Annotated in this window: 20 protein-coding genes; 6 read left to right on the top strand and 14 right to left on the bottom strand. The window is 71.1% G+C overall.

The genetic code is table 11. From position 1 onward, the window contains the following. Nucleotides 1-23: 23 nt before the first annotated feature. The 3 genes from BLT44_RS08805 to BLT44_RS08795 form a co-directional block, all read right to left on the bottom strand. Complete coding sequence (locus BLT44_RS08805; protein ID WP_010157487.1) at nucleotides 24-1,388, bottom strand: flavin monoamine oxidase family protein; 1,365 nt, start codon at nucleotides 1,386-1,388, stop codon at nucleotides 24-26. Further along, the gene (locus tag BLT44_RS08800) at nucleotides 1,340-1,840 is read right to left on the bottom strand and encodes a putative antibiotic biosynthesis monooxygenase (protein ID WP_010157488.1); all 501 of its coding nucleotides are present in this window, start codon (nucleotides 1,838-1,840) and stop codon (nucleotides 1,340-1,342) included. The genes BLT44_RS08805 and BLT44_RS08800 overlap by 49 nt, the downstream gene beginning before the upstream one ends. Nucleotides 1,841-1,922: 82 nt before the next feature. Beyond that, nucleotides 1,923-3,443 (bottom strand): APC family permease, encoded by a 1,521-nt coding sequence (locus tag BLT44_RS08795; RefSeq protein ID WP_010157489.1) that lies wholly within the window; start codon nucleotides 3,441-3,443, stop codon nucleotides 1,923-1,925. A 265-nt stretch (nucleotides 3,444-3,708) separates the two neighbouring features. On the opposite strand from BLT44_RS08795, the gene BLT44_RS08790 reads away from it, so the two are divergent. Together BLT44_RS08790 and BLT44_RS08785 are read left to right on the top strand one after the other, a co-directional pair. Continuing rightward, the gene (locus BLT44_RS08790; protein ID WP_010157490.1) at nucleotides 3,709-5,067 is read left to right on the top strand and encodes an NAD-dependent succinate-semialdehyde dehydrogenase; all 1,359 of its coding nucleotides are present in this window, start codon (nucleotides 3,709-3,711) and stop codon (nucleotides 5,065-5,067) included. A gap of 226 nt (nucleotides 5,068-5,293) precedes the next feature. Next, nucleotides 5,294-6,748 (top strand): APC family permease, encoded by a 1,455-nt coding sequence (locus BLT44_RS08785; protein ID WP_010157491.1) that lies wholly within the window; start codon nucleotides 5,294-5,296, stop codon nucleotides 6,746-6,748. Here BLT44_RS08785 and BLT44_RS08780 read toward each other — a convergent pair. Continuing rightward, the gene (locus tag BLT44_RS08780) at nucleotides 6,739-8,646 is read right to left on the bottom strand and encodes an FAD-dependent monooxygenase (RefSeq protein WP_010157492.1); all 1,908 of its coding nucleotides are present in this window, start codon (nucleotides 8,644-8,646) and stop codon (nucleotides 6,739-6,741) included. The genes BLT44_RS08785 and BLT44_RS08780 overlap by 10 nt on opposite strands. A gap of 143 nt (nucleotides 8,647-8,789) precedes the next feature. On the opposite strand from BLT44_RS08780, the gene BLT44_RS08775 reads away from it, so the two are divergent. Both BLT44_RS08775 and BLT44_RS08770 read left to right on the top strand, forming a co-directional pair. Beyond that, nucleotides 8,790-9,506 (top strand): IclR family transcriptional regulator, encoded by a 717-nt coding sequence (locus BLT44_RS08775; protein WP_010157493.1) that lies wholly within the window; start codon nucleotides 8,790-8,792, stop codon nucleotides 9,504-9,506. Between the two features lie 242 nt (nucleotides 9,507-9,748). Continuing rightward, nucleotides 9,749-11,617 (top strand): thiamine pyrophosphate-binding protein, encoded by a 1,869-nt coding sequence (locus BLT44_RS08770; protein WP_010157494.1) that lies wholly within the window; start codon nucleotides 9,749-9,751, stop codon nucleotides 11,615-11,617. 126 nt (nucleotides 11,618-11,743) lie between these two features. On the opposite strand, the gene BLT44_RS08765 is transcribed toward BLT44_RS08770, so the two are convergent. From BLT44_RS08765 to BLT44_RS08725, 9 genes are all read right to left on the bottom strand, one after another. Next, the gene (locus tag BLT44_RS08765) at nucleotides 11,744-12,811 is read right to left on the bottom strand and encodes a hypothetical protein (protein WP_010157495.1); all 1,068 of its coding nucleotides are present in this window, start codon (nucleotides 12,809-12,811) and stop codon (nucleotides 11,744-11,746) included. A gap of 486 nt (nucleotides 12,812-13,297) precedes the next feature. Beyond that, nucleotides 13,298-15,052 (bottom strand): amidohydrolase, encoded by a 1,755-nt coding sequence (locus BLT44_RS08760; protein ID WP_010157497.1) that lies wholly within the window; start codon nucleotides 15,050-15,052, stop codon nucleotides 13,298-13,300. A gap of 148 nt (nucleotides 15,053-15,200) precedes the next feature. Continuing rightward, the gene (locus BLT44_RS08755; RefSeq protein WP_010157498.1) at nucleotides 15,201-15,683 is read right to left on the bottom strand and encodes a DUF3237 domain-containing protein; all 483 of its coding nucleotides are present in this window, start codon (nucleotides 15,681-15,683) and stop codon (nucleotides 15,201-15,203) included. After that, the gene (locus BLT44_RS08750) at nucleotides 15,680-17,431 is read right to left on the bottom strand and encodes an ABC transporter ATP-binding protein (RefSeq protein WP_010157499.1); all 1,752 of its coding nucleotides are present in this window, start codon (nucleotides 17,429-17,431) and stop codon (nucleotides 15,680-15,682) included. Before BLT44_RS08750 ends, BLT44_RS08755 begins: the two co-directional genes overlap by 4 nt. Further along, nucleotides 17,428-18,291, bottom strand: coding sequence for an ABC transporter permease (locus tag BLT44_RS08745; RefSeq protein ID WP_010157500.1), 864 nt, complete (start codon nucleotides 18,289-18,291; stop codon nucleotides 17,428-17,430). The genes BLT44_RS08750 and BLT44_RS08745 overlap by 4 nt, the downstream gene beginning before the upstream one ends. Beyond that, nucleotides 18,288-19,247, bottom strand: coding sequence for an ABC transporter permease (locus tag BLT44_RS08740; protein WP_010157501.1), 960 nt, complete (start codon nucleotides 19,245-19,247; stop codon nucleotides 18,288-18,290). The genes BLT44_RS08745 and BLT44_RS08740 overlap by 4 nt, the downstream gene beginning before the upstream one ends. Before the next feature lie 28 nt (nucleotides 19,248-19,275). Further along, a complete protein-coding gene (locus BLT44_RS08735; RefSeq protein WP_010157502.1) occupies nucleotides 19,276-20,919 on the bottom strand; it encodes an ABC transporter substrate-binding protein in 1,644 nt (547 codons plus the stop codon). 129 nt (nucleotides 20,920-21,048) lie between these two features. Beyond that, nucleotides 21,049-21,564, bottom strand: a complete 516-nt coding sequence (locus BLT44_RS08730) for a DUF3237 domain-containing protein (RefSeq protein ID WP_010157503.1) — start codon at nucleotides 21,562-21,564, stop codon at nucleotides 21,049-21,051. Then, a complete protein-coding gene (locus BLT44_RS08725; RefSeq protein ID WP_010157504.1) occupies nucleotides 21,561-23,243 on the bottom strand; it encodes a CocE/NonD family hydrolase in 1,683 nt (560 codons plus the stop codon). Before BLT44_RS08725 ends, BLT44_RS08730 begins: the two co-directional genes overlap by 4 nt. Before the next feature lie 224 nt (nucleotides 23,244-23,467). On the opposite strand from BLT44_RS08725, the gene BLT44_RS08720 reads away from it, so the two are divergent. Then, nucleotides 23,468-24,025 carry a TetR/AcrR family transcriptional regulator gene (locus BLT44_RS08720; protein ID WP_010157505.1) on the top strand — a complete coding sequence of 186 codons (558 nt, stop codon included), beginning with the start codon at nucleotides 23,468-23,470 and terminating at the stop codon, nucleotides 24,023-24,025. Nucleotides 24,026-24,257: 232 nt separating this feature from the next. Here BLT44_RS08720 and BLT44_RS08715 read toward each other — a convergent pair whose 3' ends face one another. After that, nucleotides 24,258-24,893: a TetR/AcrR family transcriptional regulator gene (locus tag BLT44_RS08715; RefSeq protein WP_010157506.1), complete on the bottom strand. Its 636-nt coding sequence runs from the start codon at nucleotides 24,891-24,893 to the stop codon at nucleotides 24,258-24,260. Nucleotides 24,894-25,005: 112 nt separating this feature from the next. Between BLT44_RS08715 and BLT44_RS08710 the strand changes: the two genes are divergently transcribed. Next, nucleotides 25,006-26,007: a phosphotransferase enzyme family protein gene (locus BLT44_RS08710; RefSeq protein ID WP_010157507.1), complete on the top strand. Its 1,002-nt coding sequence runs from the start codon at nucleotides 25,006-25,008 to the stop codon at nucleotides 26,005-26,007. Nucleotides 26,008-26,083: the final 76 nt, after the last annotated feature.

Raw genomic sequence — 26,083 nt, 5'->3', positions numbered from 1 at the left:
GCTCGCGGCACCGGCGCTCTCCGTTACGACGCGGTCGACGCGGGCGCTTCGGGCGCCAGCTCGGCGAAGTCGAGTTCGCGGTCGAGGATCCGCGCCGCGGCCCGCCGCCCCGAGTAGAGCGCGGCGGTGACGGTGGCGGGATCCTCGGCCCAGGTCGCCTCGCCCGCGATGTGGAGCACGCCGGGCGATCCGTCGGCTCCCCCGAGCGGGGTGGCGAGCACCTCGTGGTCCTCGGGCAGCGCGCCAACCGCGAGGTACGCGTACGAGCCGCGCGCGTACGGGTCGCTGCGCCAACGGGTGACGCGCACACTCTCCGGGTCGGTCACGGCCACGCCGTAGATCTCGCGGAGCGACGCGAGCACGGACGCGGCGATCTCCTCGTCACCCCATTCGCTCGTCGCCCGCGCGCTCGGCCCGGCCGCGAAGGTGAGGAGCGTCGGCACTCCGTGGAGCTCGGTGAGGTCGTACCACGAGTGCCACCACAGCGCCGAGGGCCCCTGCCGGCGGATGGCGTAGACATCCGCGTCCCAGAACCGCTCGGGGAACCGCAGGAACACCTTCTCGAAGTCGTTCATCTCGAGACCGGCGAGCGCCGAGGCCACCGGGTCGGGCAGCGGGGGGTCGAAGACGAAGTCGTCGGCCTTGAGCACCCCGACGGGAACGGTCACGACGACGCGATCCGCGGCGAAGGCGCCCTGCTCCGTCTCCACGGTCGCTCCCGCGTCCGACCAGGCCACGCGGCCGACCACGTGCCCCGTGCGCACGTCGAGCTCCTCGGCGAGGCCGCGCGCGAGCGCGTCGTACCCGCCCGGGAAGACCACCTCATCGCCCTCCACCTGGTCGTCGTCGAGGCCGTGCGCATCGAGGCGCTCCGCGGCCACGCCGTACTGCTCCTCGGCGCGGTGGCGCAGGAACTCGCGCACGCGCGCTGCGCGCTCCTCGTCCCAGTCGAACTCGGCGAGCGCGCGATCGATGGCGTCCGCGTACGAGGATCCCTCGGGGGCGACGTCGATCACCGCGACGAGCGCGGCGTCGACCTCGCGGAGGTCGGTGACGAAGGCCGCCGCGGCCCGATCGTCGAGCCGCGCCCCGTCGGGGCCGTAGTTCGCGATCGGCCGCCCGTCGGGCTGATAGCTGCCGACGGTGAACTCCACCGCGCGCATGTCGAACGCCCGGGTCAGGCTGTAGAGCGCGTTGTCGTCGATGCCGTGGATCCAGGAGGCGCCGATGTCGGTGACGACGCCGTCGACGAGCTCGCTGCAGGTGCGGCCGCCCACGCGATCCCTCGCCTCGAGCACCACCACCCGGTGCCCGTGGTTCGCGAGGAATCTCGCCGCCGTCAGCCCGGATACCCCGGCTCCGACAACCACCGTGTCGAATCGCTCCATCGTGACCTCCCGAGGCTCGCGTGGAGACTCGCTGCGCCCCCGCGGTCCTCCTCAGCGTAGCGGAGACCCGCGTCGGAGTGAGCGGATCCGGGGGTGTCGGAGCGGGAGGATCGCGGCGGCCGGCGTCGTTCGGCCAGGGATCGCGAGGCCCGCACCTCCTCGGCGCCGCAGTGCGGAGCGGCCAGTGCGTCGAGCCGGGCGCACAGCTCTCGCTCGATCCGCCCCTGCTCCGGGGTGCGCCGCAGCCACGGGGCGAGCAGTCGCGTCACCGCGGGCATCATGACGAGGCACATGATCGGCGCGACGACGGTCACGACGATGGCGGATCGCGCGGGCAGCGATACGCCTCCCCACCACGGCAGCATGGTGATCACCCACGACGTCGCAACGTTGACGGGGTACATGCCGATCCAGATCGACAGGACCTTCTTCCACTGCAGCCGCTCACCCATGCCTCCTATTCCACGGCAGGCGCGTTACGGCACGGTCACGGGCGGCGCGCAACTCCGTGACCGCGCCGTAACGGATCGCGACTCACTCGTCGGGGACGAGGATCGGGGTCTCGCGGTTGAGGCTCTCGCCGCGGAAGAACGGCTTCGCAGCGGGTCGCAGCGACCAGACGCCCATCAGCACGAATCCGAGGAGGAGTGCGCCGACGCCGATGACGAAGGCGCCTCCGATCCCGAAGATGACGGTGTAGCTGTAGTCGACGCTGATCATGTCGATGCACGACTGCACGAACGCGTACGCCAGCATCAGGCCGCCGAGCACGGGGAGGATGCCGCGCATCCACAGATTGCGCGCGCTGTCGCGGAGGGTGTCGCGGAAGTACCAGGCGCACGCGAAGGAGGTGATGGCGTAGTAGAGCGCGACGGCGAGCCCCATCGAGGTGAGCGAGTCGGCCAGCATGTCCTCCGAGAGGATCGACATGCCGACGTAGTACACGATCGCGGCGGCGCCCATCACGGTCGTCGAGAACCACGGCGTCTTGAAGCGCGGGTGCAGCTCCGCGAACTTCGCGGGGAGGGCGCGGTACACGGCCATCGAGAGGGTGCCGCGGGCCGTCGGCAGGATCGTCGTCTGGGTCGAGGAGGCCGCAGACAGCATGACGCCCAGCAGCAGGAACCAGCCCCACGGGCCGAAGAGCGCCCCGCCGAGCACGGTGAACACGTCGTCGAGATTCGCCTCGTTGGTGAGGCCGAAGCCCGTGTCGCCGAAGCCCGCGAACATCATGACGGCGACGGAGATGCCGACGTACAGCACGATGAGCACGACGATCGTCGAGAGCGCGGCGCGCCCCGGGGTCTTCCGGGGGTTCTTCGTCTCCTCGTTCAGCGCGAGGCACGTGTCCCATCCCCAGTAGATGAAGAGCGCGAGCAGCACGGCCTCCATGAACCCGGACCACGACGTGAGCTCGCCCGGGTTGAACCACTGCCAGTCGAAGGCGATGGAGCCGGCGTTGCTGCCGTCGAGCGCGTGCACGAGCGCGAGCACCCCGAAGAGCAGCATCGCGACGATCTGGATGGTCATGAGCACCATCTGCAGCTTCTCGCCGATCTGCACGCCGATGGTGCTGATGAACGTCATGAGCGCCATGAACACGACCGACGTCGCCACGACGACGACCCGGTTGTCGGCGAACTCCTCGTTGCCGAGCAGCAGCCAGAAGTACTGGCCGGTGATCTCGCCCACGTTGGCGAGCACCATCACCGCCGAAACGGCGACCGCCCACCCGCCGATCCACCCCGCGACCGGTCCGAACGCCTTCGCGCCCCAGACGAACGTCGTGCCGCAGTCCGGCATCTCGCGGTTGAGCTCCTGGTAGGCGAACGCCGCGAACACCATCGGGATGCAGGCGACCACGAACACCAGCGGGGCCTGGGCGCCGACGGCGAGGATGACGTACCCGAGCGTCGCCGCCAGGGAGTAGAGCGGCGCGGTCGAGGCGAGTCCGATGATCGTCGACCCGACGACTCCGAGCGCGTTCTGGTTCAGGCCCTTGCCGACGTGGATGTGCCCGGTGTCGGTGGCATTGCTGAGCGTGTGTTTCGCCAAGGCGAGTCCTCCTCTATGAGGTCGGGGGTGCGACAGCGATCATCCTAGTGCGGTCCGAGCGGGTTCCCGGCCCGGTGATCCGGATCGCGCCCCGTCGAGCACCACGACGGATTCCGCAGCTTCGCCCCCGATCGGCTTTCGAAATGGCCGGTCGATACCCGGCGAATTCGCATGATCCGATCCATCCGAGCGGTAGTGCTGCGGACAGCCGGTGTGGGAGACTGGGCGTGCACAACACCGACGATCACTAAGGAGTGAGTCACCTATGAGCACGTTCGCCGTCATCAATCCGGCTACGGGCGAGACAGTCGCCGAGTACCCCGACGCGACCACCGAGGAGATCGAAGCCTCGCTCGCGTCGGCGCATGAGACGTACCAGAACTGGTCGCGCAAGACCACCGTCGCCGAGCGCGCCGCCCTGGCGCAGCGGGCGGCAGAGCTGTTCGAGGAGCGCAAGGACGAGCTCGGCGCCATCATCAACCGCGAGATGGGCAAGCCCATCGACCAGTCGGTCGGCGAGGCCGAGTTCTCGGGCGCCATCAGCGCCGCGTTCGCAGCCAACGCCGAGAAGTGGCTCGCCGACGAGCAACTCGAGGTGGAGGACGGCCTGAAGAGCTTCTTCCGCTTCCAGGGCACCGGCGTGATCCTCGGCATCATGCCGTGGAACTACCCCTACTACCAGGTCGCCCGCTTCGCCGTGCCGAACCTCATCCTCGGCAACACGGTCATCCTGAAGCACGCCGCGCAGTGCCCCGAGTCCGCGCTCGCGCTCGAGCAGCTCTTCCTCGACGCCGGGTTCCCGAAGGGCGCCTACGTCAACGTCTTCGCGACCCACGACCAGATCGAGGGCATCATCGCCGACGATCGCATCCAGGGCGTCTCGCTGACCGGCTCGGAGCGCGCCGGCGCGATCGTCGCCGAGCAGGCCGGTCGCGCGCTGAAGAAGTGCGTGCTCGAGCTCGGCGGCTCCGACGTCTTCCTGGTGCTCGACACCGCTGACCTCGACCACGCGGTCGAGCACGCCGTGGGCGGCCGCATGGAGAACACGGGTCAGGCCTGCAACGGCTCGAAGCGCATCGTCGTCATCGACTCGCTCTTCGACGAGTTCGCCGAGAAGTACAAGGCCGCCATCGCCGGCCAGTCGTACGAGGCCGGCGACTTCGGCCCGCTCTCCTCCGCGGGCGCGACGAAGACGCTCACCTCGCAGGTGCAGGGAGCGATCGACCAGGGCGCCGAGGTGCTCGTCGGCGACAACACCCCCGACGGCAACCTCTACACCCCCTCGATCCTCACGAACATCACGCCGACGATGGACGTCTACAGCCAGGAGCTGTTCGGCCCCGTCGCGCAGCTCTACAAGGTCTCGAGCGACCAGGAGGCGATCGACCTCGCCAACTCGTCGCCGTACGGCCTCGGCTCCGTCATCATCTGCGACGACCTGGAGCGCGCCGAGCAGGTCGGCAACCAGCTCGACGTGGGCATGGTCTTCATCGGCGCAGCCGGCCTCGAGGGCGCCGATGTGCCCTTCGGCGGCGTGAAGAAGTCGGGCTACGGCCGTGAGCTCGGCAAGGTGGGCATGCTCGAGTTCGCGAACAAGAAGCTCTTCCGCTTCGCCGCGAAGTAACGCGCGCCGCTCGTTCCGAGGCCCCGGCATTCCCTGCGGATGCCGGGGCCTTCGCGCGCCCGGCGCCCGCGCGTCGGCGACCGCTCCGACGTCGCGGCCTCGATCGTCGGGCGCCCGCGTCTCGACGGCGCCGCCCGCGCAGTACAGTAGGCCCACATCGTTCCCGCGGCGCCGCAGCCCGAGCACGATCGCACTCCCGACTCCCGAGCACACGACAGGAAGCATCATGGCGCAGTTGAACACCGAAGCTGTCGCGTCGATCGGCGACGATCCCCGGGATCACGGCGAGGGGCTGAAGCGCGTCATCGGGCCGAAGCTCCTCCTGCTCCTCATCATCGGCGACATCATCGGCGCCGGGATCTTCGCGATCACCGGCCGCGTCGCCGGGCAGGTCGGGGGCGTCGCGTGGCTGCCGTTCCTGCTCGCGTTCGTCATCGCGACGCTCACGGCGTTCTCGTACCTCGAGCTGGTGACGAAGTATCCGCAGGCGGCCGGTGCGGCCCTCTACGCGCACAAGGCGTTCCGCGTGCACTTCGTGACCTTCATCATCGCCTTCGCCGTCGCCTCCTCGGGCATCACCAGCGCTGCGACGTCGGCGACGCTCGTCGGCAAGAACCTGCTCATCGGGATGGGCCAGTTCATCGACGGCGTGCCGCAGGATGCGACTGCGACGATGTTCGCGGCGATCGCGATCATCCTGGTGCTCGCAATCATCAACCTCCGCGGCGTCGGCGAGAGCGTGAAGTTCAACCTCGTGCTCACCCTCGTCACCATCGCGATCATGGCGGTCATCATCCTGATCGGCATCATCGCGATCGCGCAGGGCAACGGCGACGTCTCACGGCTCGTCGTCTTCGAAACGCCCGCGGATCGCGGGGCGTTCGCGGCGGTCACGATGGCGACTGCGATCGCGTTCTTCGCGATGGTCGGCTTCGAGGATTCGGTGAACCTCGTCGAGGAGTGCAAGAACCCGCAGCGCGACTTCCCCCGCATCATGCTCACCGGGCTCGGCATCTGCGCGATCGTCTACATGCTCGTCGCCGTCACCGTCATCATGGTGATCCCGCCGGGCGACCTGCTCAACCCGAAGAACCCCGACGCCGGTATTCTGCTCGATGTGGTGCGGATCGGCGCCCCCGGCATCCCGGTCGACGCCATCTTCCCCTTCCTCACCGTCTTCGCCGTGGTGAACACCGCGCTGATCAACATGCTCATGGCGAGCCGTCTGCTGTACGGCATGGCGAAGCAGGATGTGCTGCCGAAGGTGCTCAGCAAGGTGCTGCCGAAGCGCCGCTCGCCGTGGGTGGCCATCGTCTTCAGCACGATCCTCGCGATCGGGCTCGTCGTGTACGTGAACCTGAACTCCGACAACGGCATCGTCGGCGCACTCGGCGGCACGACCGGCCTGCTGCTGCTGTGCGTGTTCGCCGTCGTCAACATCGCGCTCCTGGTGCTGCGGCGCGAGCCGTCGGAGCCCGGCGCGTTCCGGGCCCCGACCCTGATCCCGATTCTCGGTGCCGTGCTCTCCCTCTTCCTGGTCGGACCGTGGGCGCGCAGCGTCGAGGACTGGATCCAGTACGAGATCGCCGGGCTCCTCCTCGCGATCGGTGTGGGGCTCTGGGCCGTGACGTGGGCGGCGACCGCCATCAATCGCAGGCGCACCGCCTCGCGTCAGGGCTGAGGCAGGAATATACCGCTCAGGTACGCTCCGAGCTCGCTCGTCGCCGTCAACGGGAAGATCGCGGAGACGTACTGGTCGGGCCGCACGACCACCACGGCGCCCTCGCGGCTGATGCCGCGCGCCGCGAAGATGTCGTCGCTCGGATGCGCCGCGTAGATCTTCTCGTAGTCCGTGAGCCCGAACGGGCCGGAGGCGGGCAGGAACAACCGGGAGACCCGCGCGATATCGACATCGTGGTGGTGCTGCTGGAACACGGCCTTCACGTCGAACACGGCGTCGATGTCTGCGCCCGACGGGGTGAAGCGGGCGAGCGGCGACTCCGCGTCCTCCAGCATCCACCGCGCCCACGCGTCGAGGCGCGCGCCGTCGGCGTCGGCGAACGCGTAGATGCGGAAGCGCCCGTCGGCGCGGTGATGGTGGCCGAGGTGCACGTCCACCGCATCCGTCACCCGCGTCGTCAGCACCGACTTGAAGCGCTTGCCGAGCGTGAACCCGCTCGCGAGCTCCTGATGCGCGTCCGTGCCGATGAGCATGGGATTGGTGTACTGCGTCATGAAGCCGGCCGGGAACTCGGCGGTCTGCACGTAGAACTCCGCCACTTCGTCGGGCGAGGAGAACTCCTCGGGCTTCTTCGCCATCAGCGTCGACCACTGGTGGTCGAAGTCGATGAGGTTCTTCGACGTCAGCCAGCGCTCGTCGGAGTAGGTCTTGAGCAGCGACTCCGGGCTGCGCCCCTCGAGCACGTACCCGAGCTTCCAGCCGAGATTCCACCCGTCCTGCATCGACACGTTCATGCCCTGCCCCGCCTTCGCGCTGTGCGTGTGGCAGGCGTCGCCCATCAGGAAGACGCGGCCCTTGCCGTCGGGCGAGGTCGCCGCGTCGTCGAACCGGTCGGTGAGGCGATGCGCCACCTCGTACACGCTGTGCCAGGGCACATCGCGCACGTCGAGCGTGTACGGGTGGAGGATCGCGTTCGCCCGGGCGATGATCTCGTCGAGCGAGGTGCCGCGCACCTGCCCCGCATCGTGCTCGTCGGTCTCCCCGAGATCGACGTAGATGCGCACGAGGTGGCTGCCCTCGCGCGGGATGTGCAGGATGCTGCCGGCCGCCGAGTGGATGATGCACTTCTTGCGGTAGTCGGGGAAGTCGGTGACGGCGAGCACGTCCATCACGCCCCACGCATGCAGCGACGACGACCCCGCGAGCGATCCGCCGATCGAGCGGCGCACCGAGGACCGTGCGCCGTCCGCGCCGACCACGTACTTGGCGCGCACGGTCACCGCTTCGCCCTCGTCGTCGTTCACCTTCGCCGCGTTGATGCCGGCGCCCGTGAACCCCGAGATCTTGCGGAGCGTAACCGTCACCGGGTACTCCCCCTCGCCGGTCACCTCCAGGTCGACGAACTCGTAGCCGTAGTCGATGTCACCGCGAGCCGGGGCGCGTCGGGCGTACTCGGCGAAGTAGTCGATGACGCGGGCCTGGTTCACGATCAGGTGCGGGAACTCGCTGATGCCCTTCGGATCGTCGGGAGTGACGGAGCTGCGCACGATCTCGGCCGGGTTCTCGGGATCGGGGCTCCAGAAGTCGGTCTCCGTGATCTGGTAGGCCTCCTCCGTGATCTGCCGGGCGAAGCCGAACGCCTGGAAGGTCTCCACGCTGCGGGCCTGGATGCCGTCGGCCTGCCCGAGCACCAGTCGCCCCTCACGGCGCTCGACGACGCGGGTCACGACGTTCGGGAACTGCGCGAGCTGCGCGGCGGTGACGATGCCGGCGGGCCCGGAGCCGACGATCAGCACGTCGATCTGTTCGGGCAGGTCTGACGGCCGGTCGATGCCCACACCCGCTGCCGGGAGGATGCGTGGATCGGTCGAGACGTACCCGTGGTGATGGAACTGCACTGTTTCTCCTCACTACCGCGACGTGCGCCGCGCTGCCGTGTTCACTATATGAACACTCAGTCTGAATACTGCACAGAAAGAATATGTCGCTCGCCGCCCCCGCGCAACACTCCGGCGACTGCGCATCCGACAGAATAGAAGGCATGACCCCCGCGAGCGAGACCGGCCCCACCGCCGGCTCCCAGACACTGTCCCGCGGTCTGCGCGCGCTCGAGCTGCTCGCCGAAGCCGAATCCCCGATGTCGATCGCAGCACTCGCGGCCGGGCTCGACGTGCACCGCTCCAACGCCTACCGGATCCTGCGCACCCTCGAGCAGCACCGCTTCGTGGTGCGCGACGAAGCGGGTCTCATCCGACTCGGACCGAAGCTGACGGTGCTCGCCCGCGGCGTCGCCCCGGCGCTCCACACCGCCGCCATGCCGGTGATCACCGAGCTCGCGTACGAACTCGGCATGACCACGTTCGTCACCGTGCTCGACGCCGACGAGGTGGTCACGCTGGTGACGGCCGAGCCGTCGAACGTCGCCGCGACCATCGCCCGCAACCCCGGAGTGCGGCATCCGTTGCACCGCGGCGCGCCGGGACACGCCATCGAGTCGTCGCTCACCCGCGCCGAGCGGAAGGCCTACCTCGGCGACCCCGAGATGAGCCGCGCCGGCAGTGAGGCGCGCCGGAAGGGGTACGCCCTCAGCAGGGCCGAGGTCATCGACGACGTCACCGGCATCGCGGTGCCGCTGCGGATCGCGGGCGAGCCGCCCGCGGCGATCGCCGTCGTGCACTTCAAAGTGCCCGAAACCATTCTGGAAGTCGTCGATGCGCTGCAGGAGGCGGCTGAGCGCATCGCGCAGAGCTACCGGTAGGCGGCGGCGCGCAACGGCGACGGCACCGTTTCGCGGCATCCCGGGCGCCGTTTCGCCGCATCCCGGGCGCCGTTTCGCGGCGGCTCGGCAGATCACTAAGATGAAGGAGTCCAGCTCGGTCGGGTCTCATCCGGCCCTGCCGGGGAAGGCGCTCGAAAAAGGGGCGCTGCTGCCAGGGCGACGCCGCCCGGCGAGACATACACGGTTCCCTGTATCTCGTATACCCTCTCGAAGGACCTGTGATGTCTGACACGACTCTGGTGCGCGCGCTCGCCACCGCTCTCGCTCCCCACTCCCGCGTGGCGTTCGGCCTGATGGGCAACGGCAACGCCCATCTCATCGAGCAACTCGGAGACCTCGGCGTGCGCTACGTCGCTGTGCGCCACGAAGCCGGCACCGTGGCCGCAGCCGACGCCTACACGCGCGTGAGCGGAGGGCTCGCGATCGCCACCACCACGTACGGCGCCGGCTTCACGAACGCGCTCACCGCTCTCGCCGAGGCCGCGCAGGCCCGCACGCCCATGCTCGTCGTCGTCGGCGACGCTCCGAGCACGGGGCCGCGGCCCTGGGACGTCGACCAGGAGATGCTCGCCGCCGCGCTCGGCATCCGCACGCACACGCTGTCGGTCACGAACATCGCGCGCACGGTCGAGCGCGCGACGGCGTACGCGCTCCGCGTGCGGCGGCCCGTCGTGCTCGCGATCCCCTACGACCTCGTGAACACGCCGATCGCAGATGCCGAGGGCGACGTATCCGGCGATGCCGGCGCACCGAGTTCGCGCGGCGTCGATCTCTCCGACCCGTCGGTGCTCGCAGCACTCTCCGCCTCGGTGTCGGGCGCCGAACCCGCGCCGCAACCGGAGCGCAGCGGCACGGTCTCGGCTATGGATCCGTCGTCCACCGCAGCGCCGCACGCCCGCCCTGCCGACCATCAGATCGAGCTCGCCGTCGACGCCCTGCTCGAGGCCGAGCGCCCGCTCGTCATCGCCGGGCACGGCGCTCACCTCTCGGGGTCCGTCGTCGAGCTCGGCCGGATCGCCGCCGTGCTCGGTGCACCGACCGCCACGACGGCGCTCGGCCGAGGCATCTTCCCGGACCATGACTTCGACCTGGGAGTCACCGGCGGCTTCGGCCAGCGCCGAGCCATGGAGGTGATCGAGTCGGCCGACGTCGTGCTCGTCGTCGGAGCGAGCCTCAACCAGTTCACCATGCGCTTCGGCGACCTCTTCGGCGCGGGCACGACGGTGATCCGCGTGGACGCGGAGCAGGTCGCCGCTCCCAAGACGAATCGCCCCATCACGCACCAGCTGCTGCAGGGCGACGCCCGCGACGTGCTGCAGCGGCTGACCGCCGGAATCATCGCCGTGCGCGAGAATGCCGAGGGGGCCGAGGGTTCCGCAGGGGCCGAGGGGGGCGCGACGGGGTGGCGCACGACGATCGCGGGGCTCGAACCCGGTGGAGCGCTGCGGGAGCGGACCACCGGCGTTCCGGGCGGCGTGTGCCCGGACGGCAGGCTCGATCCTCGCACCGTGGCCGCGCGCATCGGCGAGCTCCTCCCCGCCGAACGTCACGTGACGACCGACGGAGGCCACTTCCTCGGCTGGGCGAACATGTACTGGCCCGTCGCATCGCCCGAGCGCATGATCATGGTCGGCACTGCCTATCAGACGATCGGCCTCGGTTTCTCGACGGTGGCCGGCGTCGCCGCAGCCGTTCCGGGCACGACGACCGTGCTCAGCACGGGCGATGGCGGCGGGCTCATGGCGCTCGCCGACCTCGAGACCGCGATCCGATCCGCCTCCAGCTGCATCATCGTCGTCTGGAACGATGGCGCCTATGGTGCGGAGGTGCACCTCTACGGCGAGATGGGGCTCGACCAGGAGCCGATGCTGATTCCCGAGGTGGACTTCGCGGGCGTGGCCGCAGCACTCGGTGCGACAGGAGTGCGCGTGCGCAGCCTGCGCGACCTCGACGCCCTGCGCACCTGGACGGAGGCCGGCGCCTACGGCACGATTCTGCTGGACTGCCGAGTGTCGCGCAGCGTGGTCGCCGAGTACCAGCGCGAGATTCAGCGGGTGAACGGTCTCGACGTGCCCGCCGACGCGGAGTAGTCGACCGCCCGGCCTCGACTCCCGCGTCGCGCAGCCGGTCCCCCGCCCCCGACCGCACCGGCGCCCCGCAGATGAACCTGCGAACAACCGGTTCGGCGGCGGCCGAAGGCGGCGACAGCGGGGGCTTCACGGCGTCCTCGCGAGGAACCGAGCGATAGCGGGACCGAGTTCTGAGGCGGGTGCGCCCGGAACCTCGATCGAGCATGCGCGCAGCACAGACGCGAGGCGCTCGACCGAGACGACATCGCGGGCGATGAGACGCACCATGCGCCTGCCCGTGGTCGAGGTGATCCAGTTCTGCCGCTGTTTCTCGCGCAGAAGCACCGCTTCAGGTGATCGGCCGACGTCTGAGCCCCGATCGAAGTACTTCGAGGTGCCGTCGCATTTGACGTACACCCCGCACCCGGCGAGCTCGAAGTCGACGAGATAGCGACCTCCGCCGGGTGCTGCCACCTCCACCTGCGGCACCGGGGCGAAGCCGAGCTGCACCAGGCGCAGCCGTGCTCCGCTCTCGAGCGGCGAGTCGGTGCGCGGATCGGCGAGAGCCTCGAGCGCACGCAGGCTCCGCACGCCATTACGAGTGGCGGCCCCCGCGGAACGGTCGGCGATATCGGCACGCCAGTCCGACCAAGCATCGGCGTCGACTGCGCCGCGCGCCGCCGCGGTGCGGCGCAGCTCGGCGTCGGCGCACGCGAGCGCGAGTACGAACGGCTCGCTCCGCGCGAGGTCTGCGATGGTCCGATGCGGCCCGGTGGTGGAGAAGCCTCCACGATGCACCAGGTCAGAGGCGGCAACGGTCTGCCGATGGCGGAACGCTACCGGCGTCGAGCCGCCTCGCCGATCAGGCGACACGATGAGGTGCACCTGTCGGGGATCCGGCGCCCTTCGGATGCCGGCGCCGGTGAGCCAATCGCTCCACGCCGGCAGCCCGTGTAATACGGCGGCAGAGCGGTGCGAGAAGATCAGCTCCGTGCGGGTAGCGCGCTGGGCCGCCACGATCGCGGCGAGGTGCCGCTCCTCAGGACGGGCGCCCTCCCAGAACGCGCCGGAAACGTACCAGCCGGACCGCACACGTACACGCTCACCGTTACGCACCGCGAGCATCAGGCCGCGCGACGTCATGCCATCGCGGGCCAGCTGATTGCTCGAGCGCAGCTCGCGGCCTGCGCTGAGGAGTTGTCGCTCTACATCCATGCCCCCGATCGTGGCATCGTGCCGGACGCTGCACATGAGCGCGTGGGATATCTGTGGAGAGCTGCTGGTCAGCAACGGGAGACCGACGCTGTGAGCGGCGATGCCCCGGTCGCCGAAGCACCTGAATCTCGCGGTCGCACGTGTAATACAAAGGTGCACCGGTGAGGAAGCGGTGCGATGGCGGGGTGGCGGCATGCGGGCGGTGTGCGGACGAGCGGCGGCCCCGGGGCGGGCGGTGTGCGGACGAGCGGCGGCCCGGCGTGAACGGAGGCGCGGGCGGCGCTCGTGGGGCGCCGGCGCACACCGGTGTCTCCAGTGCACCCGAGATGTGCAGGTGCGACGGCGAGAAAGGGGTGCAACGGCGGGAGTGGGCGGGGGCGGCGCGGCGGGCGGGTGGGCGGGCGCGGCGGGCGGGCGGCAAGGCGCGGCACGGCGCGGCACGGCACGGGCGGGCGCCACCGCGCGCCCGCCCACCCGCCCCCGGTGCTAGGGCGCGAGCTCGAAGACCACCGATCCACCGACCACGGTGACGGCGGTTCGGGTCGCGAGAATCGCCTCCCTCGGGCCCGCGAAGGGATCGCACGTCGCGACCGCGATGTCGGCGCGCTCCCCCACGCGGATGCGCCCCGCTGCATCGAGCACCAGCGCCGCCGAACCGCTCGTGTACGCCGCGACGCTCTCCGCGAGCGTCAACGCCTGCCCCGAGTCGAGCACATCCGGAGGCCCGGCCGGCGCCCCGGCCGGCGCCCCGGCCGCGGCCCCCTCGAGAGGGTCGGCCCCCTCGAGAGCGTCGGCCGCATCGGTGGGCGGCGGCCGCTCGGGCAGCGACCGGTTGACGGCGACGTGCATCGCGAGCCACGGATCGGGCGGGGAGACCGGCCAGTCGGACCCCATGGCGAGATCGGCGCCTCCGTCGGCGAGCGTGCGGAACGGGTAGCCGCGGCGCATGCGCTCCTCCCCGATCATCGGCACGACGTGCGGATCGGGCGCCGCCCACAGCGCCTGCATATTGGCGGTCAGGCCGAGCGGGCCGAATCGGGCGGCATCGTCGGGGTGGATCATCGACAGGTGCGCGACGTGGTGCCGCGGCCCGGGTCCGTTCGCGATGCGCGCCGCTTCGACGGCGTCGAGGGCGACCCGGATGCCCCGATCCCCCATGATGTGCAGGTGCAGGGCGAACCCCGCGGCGTCGAGCTGCTGCACGAGGGCGCGCACGGCCGACTCGGTGAAGTGCAGCTCTCCGGAGCTCGCGGGCCCGGCATCGCCCTCACCGCCCTTGACACCCCCGTGCGCGCAGTACGGCTCGAGCAGCGCAGCGGTGCCCCCGTGGGGCACGCCGTCGATCATGGCCTTCGCGGTCGTCGTCGCGAACCCTGCGGCGGCGTTCTCGGCGCGCAGCCCTTCGAAGCGCTCGACCAGCGCGGGTACGTCGGCCTCCGCGAGCCCGGGGGCGATCCAGAGGGCTCCCGACGTGCGGCTCCGCAGGCTCCCCTCGGCGATGGTGCGGCGGTACGCGGCGGTGCAGTCGGCCTTGCCGTTGTACTCTCCGAGAATGGCTTCGTGCCAGCCGGTGATGCCGAGCGACCAGAGATGCTGCTGCGCGTCGAGCAGGCCCGCCGCGATCTCGGCGTCCGTGGCGGGAGGAATGATGCGTCCGACGAGTTCGGCCGCGGTCTCGTTGAGGTACCCGGTCGGATCGCCGGCCGCGTCGAGCACGATGCGCCCGTTCGCCGGCTGCGGCGTCTCGCGCGTGATCCCCGCGAGTTCGAGCGCGCGGGAGTTCACCCAGAGCGTGTGATGCCCCGCATCGGAGAACGCGACGGGGCGGTCTGCGACGATCGCGTCGAGGATATCTCGCGTCGGGTTCGGGAACAGCTCGTGGCTCCACCCGCCTCCGGTGATCCAGGAATCGGGATCGGCTGCGCCCGTGTCGGCCTCGTCTGCGGCTGCGCGGATCAGTGCCAACGTCTCCTCCGCCGTGCGCGCGCCCGAGAGGTCGCAGCTCAGCCGTTCGACGCCTGCGAAGGCGGCGTGCACGTGGGCGTCGACGAAGCCGGGGGTGATGAGGCCGCCGCGAGCGTCGATCAAGCGGGTCTCGGGCCCGCGCAGGGCGAGCACGCGCGCATCGTCGGCGACGGCGATGATGCGCGATCCGCGGACGGCGACGGCGGTGTGCGCGGTGCGTACGCGGCCGTCGAAGACGCGCCCCGCGACGATGCAGAGGTCGGCGAAGTCGGTCATGTCATCTCTTCTCTCGCCTGCGCGCGAGAGCGGGCGGGCGGTCGTGGCGAGCGGGCGGGCGGTGATAGTGGCGGGTGGTGGCGAGCGGGCCGGCGGTGGCGGCGGGCGGTCGTGGTCGGGGCCGTGGGGCGGAAGGGGGGTGCGCCGGCTAGACGAGCCGGAACACGCGGATGACCACGTGCCCCGGTTCGGGCCTCGCGTAGCCGATGAACTGCGAGGCGGTCAGCCACTCGAGTGCGGGGTGCTCGGTCTGGAAGACGAAGGCGGTGCGGTAGTAGAGCTCGCGCTCGTCGAGCTCGTCGCCCGCCTCGAGCCGGGCGATCCCGGCCTCGTCGGTGCGCCAGTAACCGCGATTGACCACGTCGATCGCGGCGGTGGCGCCGTCGCCGAGCTCCGCCTCGATGACGTAGCGCGCGTCGAGGCGCACGGTGAGGCCCCGGCCGTTCCACCAGTCCCCTCCGCCCGGCAGGATCCGACCCTGCAGCCGCGGCCCCGCGAAGGTACCGCCCGTGATCGGCGCGAAGTGCAGGCCCTCCTCGGGCGTCGAGCCGCCGATCGGAAAGGCGTCGTCGACGGCGACGCGCAGTTCGAAGCAGTACTCGAAGTCGGGGGTCATGAGAGGTGCGGTCATGGAAGGTCCTTCTGCAGGGAAATGGATCGGGTCGGCGCCGCGGTGAGCGGACCGGTGATGGTCGGGATCGCCGACGTACGACCGAGCCTACGGCGGCGCGGCGTCCACCCTTCGCGGGGGATGGAGTCGAGCAGCATGCGCGTGTACTCGGCGCGGGGGGCGTCGAGCAGTGCGGCGGCGGGGCCCGCCTCCTCCACTCGGCCGGAGCGCATCACCACGACGCTGTCGCAGAGCCTCCGGATCACGGTCAGGTCGTGGGTGATCATGAGGAGCGCGACGCCGGTCTCGCGGCGCACGCCGTCGAGGAGCGTGAGGATCTCGACCTGGGTGGTGATGTCGAGCGCCGAGACCGCCTCGTCGAGCACGAGGATCTCGGGATCGGCCGCCAGTGCCCGCGCGATGGCGACGCGCTGCCGCTGCCCGCCGGAGAGCGCGCGGGGGCGCACGTCGAGCAGTGCCGCGTCGATCCGCGCGTGCTCGATGAGCTCGCCGATCCGGGCGTCGATCTCCGCCTGCGGCGCCCGTCGCCGGTGCACGCGGATCGCCTCGGCGAGGCACTGCCGCACGGTCTGACGCCGGTCGAGCGATTGGTAGGGATCCTGGAAGACCATCTGCACGGTCTTCGCTCGCGCCCGCCGGTCGCGGCCCCGCGCCGGTCGGCTCCAGTCGTCGCCGTTCACCGTCACCGACCCGGCGTCTGCGCGCTCCAGCCCGCAGATGATGCGCGCGGTCGTGGACTTGCCCGATCCCGATTCGCCGACGATGCCGAGACAGCCGCCCGCTGCGAGGTCGAACGCGACATCGTCGACGGCCACGAATGCCTCGCGGCCGCCGCCCGCCGCCCGTCGCACGCGGAAGGTCTTGCGCAGGCCCGACACGGACAAGATCGGCGGGGCGTCTGCGGGCTCGACGCCGGCAGCATGCTCCGCTCCGCCGCCGGCACGACCGGGGCCGGGGCGCTCGTCCGCCGCCGCGGCCTCCCCCAGCGCGGCCGACATGAGCACGCGCGTATAGTCGGCGCGCGCATCGAGCCGCATCGTGGCGGCCTGCAGCGTCTCCACGATGCGCCCCTGCTGCATCACCGCCACCCGATCGCAGACGGCGCCGGCGAGCGCGAGATCGTGCGTGATGAAGAGCAGCGACAGCTGCCGCTCCCGGCGCAGATCACCGATCAGCGCCATGACCTCCTCCTGCGTGGTGACGTCGAGCGCCGTCGTGATCTCGTCGGCGAGCAGGATCTCGGGGTCCATCGCCAGGGTCGCGGCGATCATGACGCGCTGCAGCAGCCCGCCCGACAGCTCAGCGGGGAACTGCTTGAGACGACGCGCGGCGTCGGTGATGCCGACCTCGTCGAGCAGCTCCCTCGCCCGACAGCTGGCCGCCTCGGGGCGCACCCCGTCGACCGTGATCTGCGCCTCGGTGAGGAAGTCGCCGATGGTGCGCAGCGGGTTCAGATGCGCACGCGGCGTCTGGAACACCATGCCGACGCGTCGGGCTCGGAGATCGCGCAGCTGGGCGGCGGGCATCGCGTCGATGTCCCATCCGAGCAGCCGCACCGCTCCTCCCGTGCGGAAGTGGGCGGGGAGCAGGCCGGCGACCGCGCGAACCGAGAGGGTCTTTCCCGATCCGGATTCGCCGACGAGCCCCACGGCTTCGCCCGCGCCGACCGTCAGCGTGCAGTCGTGCACGAGCGTGCGGTCGGGGGTCGAGATGGAGAGCGCGTCGAGTTCGAGTACGGGAGCCTTCATCGTTCCTTCTCCTCAGCCCAGGTGGTGATGCGGGCGCCGATGACGCTCACGGAGAGCACGGTGACCACGACGCAGAGCGCGGGGTACAGCGCCTGCTCGGGCGCACCGGCGAGGATGCCGGCCTGCCCGCCCGCGATCATCGACCCCCAGTCCGCCGCGGGCGGCTGCTCGCCGAGCCCGAGGAACGAGATCGCCGCGAGGTCGAGCATGGCGTATCCGAACCCCACGGCCACCTGCGCCGCGATCACCGGGATCAGCGCGGGCACGAGATGCCGGAAGCAGATCGCGGCACTCGACACCCCCTGCACGCGCAGCGCCGAGATGTACGGCTTGCCGAGCTCGCGCGACGCGGCCGTCTGCGTCAGTCGCGCGACGACGGGGATGTACGCGATCGACAGCGCGATCACCGGGGCGAGCACGCCCTTGCCGAACATCGCGACGGCGAGCACCGCGAGCACGAGACCCGGGATCGCGAAGATCACGTCGACGACCCGCGCGATGGCGCCGCGGGTCGCGCCGCCGAACCAGGCCGCGGTGATGGCGAGGGCGGAACCGAGCACCGTCGAGAGCAGCACGACCGCGATCGGGGCGAGCACGCTCGTGCGGGCGCCGGCCAGCACGCGCGACAGGATGTCGCGGCCGACGTCGTCGGTGCCGAAGGGGTGGGCGAGCGATCCGATGCCGTTGACGTCGCCCGTGTAGAGCTCGGACGGGTCGTAGGGCGCGATCCACGCGCCGCAGAGGGCCGCGATCACGACGATCCCGAAGACCGCCAGCGCGCTGCGGAACAGCCAGTCCTTGCGCGCGGCGCGCGCGACGGCCCGCGGAGTGGTGCCGCCGGCGAGTTGTGCGACGCTCATGCGGCCCTCCCTGCATCGATGCTGTCGGGGTCGATGACGGCGCTCACGATGTCGGCAGCCGCGTTCAGCACCACGAAGATCGTGACGAGCAGCAGCGACACGAGCTGCACCACGGGCAGATCCTTGCGCGCCGCCGCCTCGGTGAGCAGCGACCCGATGCCCCCGAGACCGAACGCCTGCTCGGCGATCGCAGCCGCGGCGAACAGGCCCGCCACCGTCGTGCCCGAGATCGCGAGGATCTGCGGGGCGGCGTTGCGGAACACGTGCACCCGGAAGATGCGCCCGCGCGGGATGCCCCGTACGCGAGCGGTCTCCACGTGCTCGGAGTGCAGCTGCGCCACGATCGAGCTGCGGGTCACGCGGCTGATGTACGCGATGAAGAGCACCGCGAGCGAGAGCGCGGGCAGGGTCAGATGCCAGAGCCGGTCCCAGCCCCCCGATCCCTCGCCGTACACGGGGAACCAGCCCAGCGTCTTGGCGAAGATCCAGATGAGCAGGATCGCGACGACGAAGGTGGGGAGCGCCATGCCGAGCGCGGTGAGGAGGCCCACCGCCCGATCGACGCGCGGCCCCCGCGTCGCCGCCAGAATGCCCGATCCGACCCCCGCGACGAGAATCATGACGACGGTGAGCAGCACCAACTGCAGCGTCACCCCGAATCGCGGAGCGACCAGGTTCACGACGTCGGTCTTGTAGACGAAGGATCGGCCGAAGTCGCCCGAGAACACGCCGCCCAGCCACTGCAGGTAGCGCGACCAGATCGGGTCGTCGAGGTGGTACTCGGCGCGGATCTGCGCGATGAGGTCGGGTGTCGGCTTCGCGCCGCCGGCGAGCGCGGCGATCGGATCGCCCGGCGTCAGGAGCAGCGCCGCGTAGATCACGACGCTCGCGAGGAAGAGCGTCAGCAGCAGGCCGCCGAGCCGCCCCGCCAGGGTGCGTACGAGCAGAGAGTTCACGTCGTTCCTTCCGCGCCGCGCCGCCGGATCACCGGGCGCCGAGGTGCAGCGCCCACGGGCTGCTGTACATGGCCACCGAGCTCGTGATGCCGGTGAGGTCGTCGCTCACGTAGCTGAGCTGGTAGGCGCCCGCGAGCGTGACCTGCAGCATGCCGGGCGCGAAGATCTTCTGCGCCGCGACGAACTCCTCGGCCGCCGTCTGCTCGTCCGTCGCCGTGCGAGCGGCCTGCATGCGGGCGGTCACCTCCTCGTTCGCGTACCCGCTCCAGTTGAAGACCCCGCCGAGCTCCTCGGGCAGCATGAACAGGGACGGATAGCCGAGCACGCCGGGCGTCTCCAGATAGCCCTGCGTCGCGACGAAGTCGATGCCCTCGCGCGCGGCCGGGTCGTAGAACATGGCCCCGAAATCGGACGCCTGCATCTCGTCGATCTCGATGTCGAGGCCGATCTGCTGCGCCGCGCTCTGCACGATCTGGGCGGTGTTCTTGAACTCCGTCGCCCCCGCCGGCACGGCGAGCACGAGCGGAGCGCTCACGTCCTCCCCGCTCTCGTCGACGAGGCGCTGCGCCTCCTCGAGGTCGACCTCGGGCGCCGGCAGCGCGTCGTAGCCCGCCTGATAGACGTCGGCCGCCGCGAGCTCGTGGAACGTGAACGGAGGCACGATGGTGCGCTGCGGCTCGCCGAGCCCGTTCAGCACGGTGTCGATGTACTGCTGCCGGTCGATCGCGAGACTCAGTGCGCGACGGATGTCGGGGTTCGCGGCCAGCCCCTCCGAGGTCGCCGGACCGAAGCTGTAGGAGGCCGTCGACGGGCCGACGATGAGGCTGCCCGCCCCATCGCCCTCGAAGGCGGCCCGCGAGCTCGGCGACACGTTCAGCGCGCCGTCGATCTCGCCCTCGGTGAGCGCCGTGGCGAGGGTGGACGCATCGGAGACGAAGACGTACGTCAGCTCGGAGACGAGCGGTGCACCGTTCCAGTAGTCGGGGTTCGCGGTCGTCACGATCTCGCTGCCGGGCGACCACCCGCCCGCCGCGAGCTCGTAGGGGCCGGTGCACATGAGGCCGCCGTCGGAGGTGCCGAGGGCGTCGCCCGCCTCCGCGCCGAACGCCGCGCTCATCACCGCGCCGCCCTGGCCGGCCAGCGCGTCGCGGAACGTCGAGTCGGGCGCGCTGAAGGTCACGGTGACCTCACGATCCCCCGTCGCCTCGATGCCGGAGACCAGCGCGAAGGCCGCGAACCACTGCGACTCGGGCGAGCGGTTGCGCTCGAGGCTGTACACGACGTCGGCCGCGGTGAGCGGGGTGCCGTCCCAGAAGGTCACGTCGTCGCGCAGCTCGATGACGAACGTGGTCGGATCGACCCATTCGGCTCGCGTCGCCAGGCCCGGCTCGACCGAGAAGTCGGGCTGCAGCGCGAGCAGGTTGTCGCAGAGATTCGGGATGATGAGGTTCGCCGACGACACCGGATCGAGCGTCGCGGGCTCGCCCTCGACGACGGACCAGGTCACCTCGTCGACCGGCTCGGTCGCGGCCGGTGTCGACGCGACGAGGTCGGCGGTCTCGACGCCGGGAGGGGAGCCGGCGGACGAGCCGTCGCGCGGGGCGCACGCGGTCAGCGCGAGGAGCGCCGCGGCGCCGAGCGCGGCGCCGGAGATCAAGCGGGTGCGGAACATGTCGGGTCCTTTCGGTGACGCCGGCGGATCGTCGATGATCGGCGGCGGTACTGCACGAGCGGTGGCGGGAGTGGAGGCGTAGGCCGGGGTCGGCGGGCGGGTCGGCGGAGCGGGGTCGGTAAAGCGGGGTCAGCGGAGCACGAACACGCGGATGCACACCTGGCCCGCATCGTCGCGCGCGAGCCCGATGAACTGGTGCTCCGCGAGCCAGCGATGCGTGGGGGCGTCGGTCTGGAACACGGGCGCCGTGCGGAAGTACAGGCCATCGGTCGTCTCCGGCAGGTCCTCCCCCGCCTCCATGCGGGTGAGCATCTCGGGCGTCGCCCGGAAGTACCCGCGGTTCAGCACGTCGACGACGGCGCCGTCGTCGGCCCGGATCAGGTAGCGCGCCTCGAGCTGCGCGGTACCCGAACGGGTGACGGCCCAGTCGCCGCCGCCGGGCAGCACCTCGCCGGTGAAGGCCGGGCCGTGCACGCTCCCCCCGGTGACGGGGGTGAAGCTCAGGGCCTCGTCCGGGCCGCGGCCGATGTGCCGGTCGGGCCCGATCGTGGCGCGGATCTCGAAGACGAACTCGAGACGCGGCGCCGGGAGGGCGGCCAGCTGCTCCGTCGAGGTGCGGGGCGTGTGCGGGTGGGTCGCGGTCATGCGAGTGCTCCCTCGAGTACGGGGAGTTCGAGCGCGAGCGCATCGTCTCCGCCGATGATCAGCGTCTGGGTGTTCGGCACGGTCTCCACGCCGTCGGTCCAGGGGTCGCGCCCGGTGCCGGGCTGCGGCAGGAACTCGGGGTAGTCACTGCTCGACACGTGCACCCGGAGCTGGTGGCCGGCGCGCAAGCGGTAGCCGACGTGACCGAGATCGATGCGGAGCGTCGTCGCATCGCGGGCGTCGAGCAGCTGCTGCTGCCCCCGCGCGAACCGCACGGCGGTGCCGTCGGGCGCGACGTCGAGGAGGCGGATGAAGCAGTCCATGACGGGGCCGGTCGAGCGCACCCGCACGCGGGCGCTCACCGGTCCGGCGAGATCGACGTCCTCCCGCTGCTCGGCGCCCGTGAAGACGATGACGTCGTCGCGCGCCCCGAGCGGCGCCTCGTCGGGCAGCGCGAGCAGGTAGGAGAAGGCATCGGGCGCGGTCGATGGGACGAGATCCTGCGGGTCGTGCACCCAGGTCCGCTCGTGCGCCGTCTCGGGACGGTCGGGCGACAGGCCGCCATCGAACGTGGCGTAGCGCGTCACGCCGCGCGATCCCGCAGGGGGCCAGGCCGCCTCGGTGCGCTCCTCCTCCGTGCCCGCGAGCTGCCAGGCGACGCGCGGGATGTCGCTCACCGCTCCCTGGCCGCGCACGAACACCTCGAAGAAGGCGAGCGCGGGGTCGAGCGTGCGCGGCAGGAGATCGCGGATCTGCTGCTCGGTGCGCTCCGCGACGCGGTCGCCCTCCGCCTCGACGAACTGGTAGCTCTCGTGATCGATCGATTCGATGCGGAGGGAGTGGTGCGCCTCCCACGCCGGGTGCTGCGCGATCTCCGCGACATCCGCCCACGAGAGGGGCGCGCAGTTGTCCCACCACCCGATCGTGTGGAGCACCGGCACCGAGCGGCCGGCGAAGGGGCTCCCGTTCGGGAAGCGCGGCAGGGTCACCGGGTGCGGCACCCACTGGTCGTACGACCGCGACCGCGCGCCCGCCCACTCCTGGAACGCCTCGGCCTGCGCCTCGAAGTCGCGGCGCGACCAGTCGGGCTCCCAGAGGAAGGTGTCGTTGCCGTGGAAGTGGGTGAGCGGGTACAGGTTCGTGATGCCCATCTCGACGGCGCGCACGCGGGCCCCCGGATCGCGGTGCACGGGTTCGCCGAGACCGGTGCCCGTGACGCGGGGCGCGATCGCTTTGAGGGCGGGGTGGCCGCTCGCGGCTGCCGCCCACTGCGTGAACCCGTAGTAGCTGTCGCCCCACATCGCCACCCGGCCGTTCGACCAGGGCTGCGCGACGATCCAGTCGAGCGTGTCCTCGCCGTCGCGCACCTCGTTGACGAAGAGCTGTGCGACTCCCTCGGAGCGGAACTTGCCCCGCACGTCCTGCGCGACGACGCGGTAGTCGTGAGCGAGCAGGTACTCGGCGACGAGCGGGATGAACGTGTACTCGCCGCTCTTGTCGTACGGGAGGCGGATCAGGATCGTGTCGCCCGGCGTCTCGTCTCGCGCTCCGCTCCCCGCGCCGTGGTTCGCCGGGAGGTAGACGTCGGTCGCGAGGTGCACCCCGTCGCGGGTGCGCACGCGCTCCTCTCGAGCGAGTTCGCTCACGGGGGCTGCGCCCAGGCGCTGGTAGTCGGCCATGTCACTCCTTCGAGACGGGGTCGAATGCGGCTCGTGTCGGAGCGGATTCGGGGGCGGCGTGTGCCGGTGTGAACACTGTACGAACGTCGCTCGTAATTAGTCAAGTCTGACTAGACAATTTTTGCGCGCGCCGAAATCTCGCTAGTCTTCGAGGGACGGCGCAACCGCCCGTTGCGACGGCCGCCCCCCGATGCCCCTTGCCCCCACTCCGGAGAGGACCCCGCATGGCACGCCCCTCAGTCGCCGACGCCCGGCGCGAGCAGATCATCGAAGCGACCCTCGCGACGATGGCGCAGCACGGCATCAGCGGCACCACGCTCGACCGCATCGCCGACGCCGCGGGCATGTCTCGCGGGCACGTGCGCCACTTCGTCGGCAACCGGGATCGCCTGCTGCTCGACGCCGCGCGAGCGTTCTACGTGGCGCCCGCCGTCATCCCTCCCGAGATCGACGCCCTCGAACCGGCGCTCGACTACCTCTTCGGCGAGGAGTTCGCCAGCTCGAGCGCTGACAACGTGATCGTGCTCGCGTTCGTGGAGCTCGCGAGATCTTCGGAGGACATCGCCGCCGTACTCGCCGAGGCCTACGGCTCGGCGCGGGAGCGACTGCTCGCATTCATCGCCGCCGCCCACCCCCGCGCGAGCGCAGCGGCGCACGAGATCGCCGCGCAGGGCGTGCTCACCACAGCGCTCGGCAACGTCTTCATCGGCGACTTCGACCGGGAGCCGCAGCGCACCGAGCGGTCGCGCCAGGCGGTCGACGCCCTGCTGAGCGCGCTGTAGCACCGGGCACGGCCGGCGTCGGCCCGTCCGCTTCGGCGCACCGCCGGAAGCGATCCGCCACACCATCGTCCGCCCCCTCCTGCCGGTGCACCGCTATTTCGCCGTTGCACACACGAAACGCAGGTGCACTCGCGAGAAACGGGCGCAACGGCGCGCGACGGCGGGGCAGCGCTGTGCACCCACCGCGCACCCGCCGCGCACTGCGCACGGCGACCGCGCACCCGCCGCGCGGTCAGCGAGCGGCGAGACCGTCGACGAGGCGGGCGAACGCGGCGAAGCACGCGTCCGACTCCGCGGGCGCCGAGGCGATGCGGATCGCCGATTCGCGGAGCGCGCCGACGAGCAGCAGGGCGGTCGCATGCGCATCGACGTCGGCCGCCACCTCGCCGCGGCTCTGCGCCTCGCGGAGCGCATCGGCGATCATCGACGCGCTGGCCCCCGACCCGATGCCGCGCTCGGCGCCGTCGACGACGAGCGTGGGCCCCGAGACGTTGTAGAAGTGCCCGAGCCGCGAGTCGGCGGCGAGGTCGAAGAGGGATCGTGCGTGCGCCGACAGCCGTTCGCGCCACGCGTCGGCCGCATCGGCGGCGGCGCGAGTGCGCTCCACGAGCTCGCGCCCGAGACGCGCGTACGCGTCGCGGAGCAGCGCATCGCGCCCGCCCGGGTAGTGCGCGTACACGGTGCCCCGCGAGATGCCCGATAGCTCGGACACGCGCTCGATGGTGGTGTCGGCGAGGCCGCGCTCGGCGATGATCGCGAGCACGGCGTCGACGAGGTCGCGGCGGGTGCGTTCCTGGCGGCGCTCGCGCGGGATGGGACCGCCGGTCGCCGGCCGGCGCGCGTTCGATGCGGGCGAGGCTGGGGTCACGGGCACCAGTCTACAAAGCCCGGACCCCACTTGTGAACGCTGCGTATAGTTTCTATACTCTGAGTACAGATCGCGGTCGGAGCCCCCCGCGAGCCCCGATGGAAGGACGCCGATGCCCGCAGTGACGCTCGAGATCGCCGAGGGCCTCGCCCGCGCTGCCCTCGCGGAGTGGGGGTTCGACGCCGCCGCGCCGCTGGTGCTGCTGAAGAACCGGGAGAACTTCGTCTACCGCCTCGACGTCGACGGGCTGGCGTACGTCGTCCGGGTACATCGGCGCGGCTACCACTCCGACGCGGAGCTCGCCTGCGAACTCGACTTCGTGCGTGCGCTCCACGCCGAGGGGGTGTCGGTGCCCGAGGTCATCCCCGCGCCGAACGGCAGCGGATTCGTCGTCGTGGGCGACGCGAGCACGGGCGGCCCCCACCAGGTCGATCTGCAGCGGCTGATCCCGAACACGGGGATGTTCGGCGACGAGCGCTCGGCGGTGGCGGGCACCGCCGACCTCGACCCCGCCGATTTCAGTCGGCTCGGGCGGCTCCTCGGCGAGCTGCACGCCGCGACCGAGCGCTCCGGGTACGCGATGGCGGTGCCGCGCGACGACTGGGATCTCGAGGGTTTGATCGGGAGCGAGCCCGCCTGGGGCGATCCGCTCCGACTCGCCGAGCTCGCGGGCGAGGATCGCGCGCTCGTCGCCCGGGCGATCGAGCGGGTGCGCGCGCGGCTCGACGCCTACGGCACCCCCGCCCATCGCTTCGGCCCGATCCACGCCGACCTCACCCCCGAGAACGTGCTCCGCACCGATACGGGGCTCGTGATCATCGACTTCGACGACTTCGCGGCGGGGTGGCACCTGTTCGACCTCGCCACCGCCCTCTACTTCTTCACCCCGCACCCGCGCGCGACGGAGTACCGCGCCGCGCTCTTCGCGGGGTACGAGTCCGTGCGGCCGCTCGACGCCGCCGATCACGACGTGTTCCCGGCGATCCTCCTCGCCCGCGGGCTCACCTACCTCGGCTGGTCCGCGGATCGTCGCGGCGAGCCCACCGCCGAGTGGCACGCCGGCACGGTGCTGCCGCACGTGGTCCGTCTCGCCCGGCGCCTCCTCGAAGACTGACCGAACCCGCCCGCCGCCCACCGCCCCGCGCCCCCGCAGTCCCGCACCCGCACCCGCGCCGCACCCTCGATCCCGA

It is taken from the genome of Leucobacter chromiiresistens (assembly GCF_900102345.1).
GTDB lineage: Bacteria > Actinomycetota > Actinomycetes > Actinomycetales > Microbacteriaceae > Leucobacter > Leucobacter chromiiresistens.
This window is presented reverse-complemented; position numbering and strand designations above follow the sequence as displayed.

Coding starts and splice junctions, on each gene's coding strand:
- BLT44_RS08720 (WP_010157505.1), top strand. CDS start 23,468: ATGGCACGCCCCTCAGTCGCCGACGCCCGGCGCGAGCAGATCATCGAA.
- BLT44_RS08745 (WP_010157500.1), bottom strand. CDS start 18,291: ATGAGCGTCGCACAACTCGCCGGCGGCACCACTCCGCGGGCCGTCGCG.
- BLT44_RS08785 (WP_010157491.1), top strand. CDS start 5,294: ATGGCGCAGTTGAACACCGAAGCTGTCGCGTCGATCGGCGACGATCCC.
- BLT44_RS08710 (WP_010157507.1), top strand. CDS start 25,006: ATGCCCGCAGTGACGCTCGAGATCGCCGAGGGCCTCGCCCGCGCTGCC.
- BLT44_RS08730 (WP_010157503.1), bottom strand. CDS start 21,564: ATGACCGCGACCCACCCGCACACGCCCCGCACCTCGACGGAGCAGCTG.
- BLT44_RS08770 (WP_010157494.1), top strand. CDS start 9,749: ATGTCTGACACGACTCTGGTGCGCGCGCTCGCCACCGCTCTCGCTCCC.
- BLT44_RS08790 (WP_010157490.1), top strand. CDS start 3,709: ATGAGCACGTTCGCCGTCATCAATCCGGCTACGGGCGAGACAGTCGCC.
- BLT44_RS08760 (WP_010157497.1), bottom strand. CDS start 15,052: ATGACCGACTTCGCCGACCTCTGCATCGTCGCGGGGCGCGTCTTCGAC.
- BLT44_RS08765 (WP_010157495.1), bottom strand. CDS start 12,811: ATGGATGTAGAGCGACAACTCCTCAGCGCAGGCCGCGAGCTGCGCTCG.
- BLT44_RS08800 (WP_010157488.1), bottom strand. CDS start 1,840: ATGGGTGAGCGGCTGCAGTGGAAGAAGGTCCTGTCGATCTGGATCGGC.
- BLT44_RS08750 (WP_010157499.1), bottom strand. CDS start 17,431: ATGAAGGCTCCCGTACTCGAACTCGACGCGCTCTCCATCTCGACCCCC.
- BLT44_RS08755 (WP_010157498.1), bottom strand. CDS start 15,683: ATGACCGCACCTCTCATGACCCCCGACTTCGAGTACTGCTTCGAACTG.
- BLT44_RS08735 (WP_010157502.1), bottom strand. CDS start 20,919: ATGTTCCGCACCCGCTTGATCTCCGGCGCCGCGCTCGGCGCCGCGGCG.
- BLT44_RS08725 (WP_010157504.1), bottom strand. CDS start 23,243: ATGGCCGACTACCAGCGCCTGGGCGCAGCCCCCGTGAGCGAACTCGCT.
- BLT44_RS08805 (WP_010157487.1), bottom strand. CDS start 1,388: ATGGAGCGATTCGACACGGTGGTTGTCGGAGCCGGGGTATCCGGGCTG.
- BLT44_RS08775 (WP_010157493.1), top strand. CDS start 8,790: ATGACCCCCGCGAGCGAGACCGGCCCCACCGCCGGCTCCCAGACACTG.